The sequence below is a fragment of the Mesotoga sp. HF07.pep.5.2.highcov genome, assembly GCF_003666285.1.
GTDB classification, from domain to species: domain Bacteria; phylum Thermotogota; class Thermotogae; order Petrotogales; family Kosmotogaceae; genus Mesotoga; species Mesotoga prima.
Genome location: NZ_JFHJ01000691.1, coordinates 1 through 2470 on the forward strand (window position 1 = coordinate 1; position 2470 = coordinate 2470).

The following is a 2470-nucleotide window of genomic DNA, read 5'->3' on the forward strand; positions in this document are numbered from 1 at the left end:
GCAAGCGAATCCTGCCAGTCTCTATTCTTGCCCGAAAAGAAGTCCTTCAACACTGAATGAAAGATGTTGCCCTCATCAAGAGGCGTCAATTCAAAGACGTATTCAGGGGAAACATCCAGACCAACAACATAAGAAAGAAAGAAGGAAAACGGACAGTCATGATAAGACTTCAGTCTTGAGAAGGAGAAGACGTTACCGACAACTTCCTCTAAACGCCTTCTGTTCTGGACTGACCAACTGAAATCTCTTCTGAAGTTCGAGAGGACGGTATCTAAATTGCTCAGAGGGGGAAAGCTCTTCAGAAGATCCCATTTTTCATTCAAGAAGAACTTCACAGCGGAGATCTTCAACTCGGATTGGCTCATAGATGCCCGGAGTTCCGGAATGTATCCAGATCTTCTTCCCACCTTTCTTCCTTCTCTAGTGGTCTCACATCCCGAACTCTCCGCCACATTCTTCAGGTATGGAGAAGGTAGAATTGGTTCACCGTCGATCGTCGATTCAGGCAGAGAGAACCTCACTGATTCTTCAGCAGTAGAAATCGACAGATACAGGTTGAGCCTTTCGTGTGTTTCCTCATCAAGAAGAAGGTCTCTGGGTCTTGAATCTCCAAACTGCGTGAAACTGTACAAAGGATTCATTTCTACGTGCGGATAAGCACCGTCAACAAACCCAACGAAGATCTTCATTCTTTTCTTCGAGAAGCGCGAATTGATGAGTGACTGTATCTCAACCCTGTTTGCCTTGTTCCTCGAAAGAGGAAACTTGTCATGCTTAAGTAGAAGCATTAGATATCTGTAGTATTCTCTTGGGGAAACAGAGGACTTCCCCATGAAATACAGAAGTCTCTCCAGGTAAGGTAGGGTATGTTCGAAAAACCTCACTATTGCATCCATCTCTCTGTCTTTAACTTCACTCTCATACCCGGTTAGACTTTGGATCAGAGAAAGTTCTTTTTCCCAAGTAATGAACATTTTCCGATAATTACCGACATCTCGCTTACGCAGACTTCGAAAAGAGTCGAGGAGTCTGAAGATTCTTTGAACAGCCGGAACTACTTCGCTGTCAATTCTTTCGATCGTCTCATCAAGCTCCTCAGCCGCGCTCATTTCGAGCTCATCGTCGGCAAGGGAAATTATTGCATTTCTTCTTTCTTTCATGAGGTCAACGAGTCTTGAAAGCCTCTCATCCCAGGAACTCCGTCTCTTTTCCAAGGAGAGCCACATATTTGGTCTCTCGTAGATAATTCTTGACATAGCAGCGGCGGATTCAATAAAACTTGAATCAACTTCTCCCCCGTAGCCGCTGTCAGCCATAGCGATTATCTTCTCCGGTGGGAATCCCAGAACCGCGGTTTCAAGTGGCAAGATTAACCGTCTTATCGAGAGAGATGAGTGAAGCTCTTCGTCGCCTTCTATTCTGTGTGGAACACCGTATTCATTCAGCTTATCGGAAAGCAATTTGCTGTAAAGATTGAAGTCGGATGAGACAATCGAAATGTCACCTGGTTCGCAGGCGGAAATAATAGATTCCTTCACAAATCTCGATACACCTTCGACCTCGGCGAAGATGTCAGGATAGACCACAACACTCACCGAATCACAGTTCTGCTCTACTTTACCTGGAGAGAACAGGGCTTCTTTGAACCCGTTCAGACCGCTTGAAGAAGAACTTTTCTCGAAGAATATCCTTTTGATTTCGAGATCTGTGCTATTTTCGGCTATCTCATCGATCGTCTCAAGTATCGAATCTATGTTTGAAAAGAGACTTTCCTTGTCAGGTTCTTGAGTAATGGTAATGAAAACTTCCCTGTATGTTGGAATGATGGTCTTGAAAAAGATCTTCAGGGCCGGACTGAAATCATGAAACCCGTCGAGGAAAAGAGTGTCCCCGAATTCCTCGTTAATCAACTCATCCTTGTGCTCTTCAATCCTCGTATATGCGTCGAATGTGTCAAAGATGTTTCTTCTGGAGAATCTACTGTCAAGCTCGTTGTAAATTGACTCTAGAACGGAGACTGCCTCGTCTTCCGTAGAGAATATCCGGTCGAACCCTCTATTCTCTTTTACATCGTGAATCATTTCAAGAAGGTATTCGACGAATACGGGCGAGTCGGCGAGTTCGCCCTTTCCCATTTGATCCAGAATGTCACCGATCTCCAACCTCATCAAATGATTCCCAACGTGAATAGAATTCGGATTCAGTCTACGGAAAACCTCTACGGCAAATTGATCCATTGCGAGGAATCTCGAAGCCGGGATAGTACCCACTCGCGATATGAAATTCTCTCTAAAGTATCTTACGTGGTCGCCGGAAGGTCCCACGAAGAAGTAGGAGAACGGATCTCTCCAATGGACGGTCTCGAGTTCTCGAAGCAACCGCTCAGTCTTTGCTGAGGCTAAAGGACCTATGAATAGCGTAATCTTCATCTTACTCCTCCCACAAATTCGATTCTATCATCCGCTGAGTG

Annotated in this window: 1 protein-coding gene; it reads right to left on the reverse strand. The window is 44.9% G+C overall.

The window, feature by feature from the left end; all coding sequences use genetic code 11:
• Nucleotides 1–2429: PD-(D/E)XK nuclease family protein (locus BG32_RS14700; RefSeq protein ID WP_121527042.1), on the reverse strand; the 2429-nt coding region annotated here is incomplete at its 3' end.
• Between the last annotated feature and the right edge of the window lie 41 nt (nucleotides 2430–2470).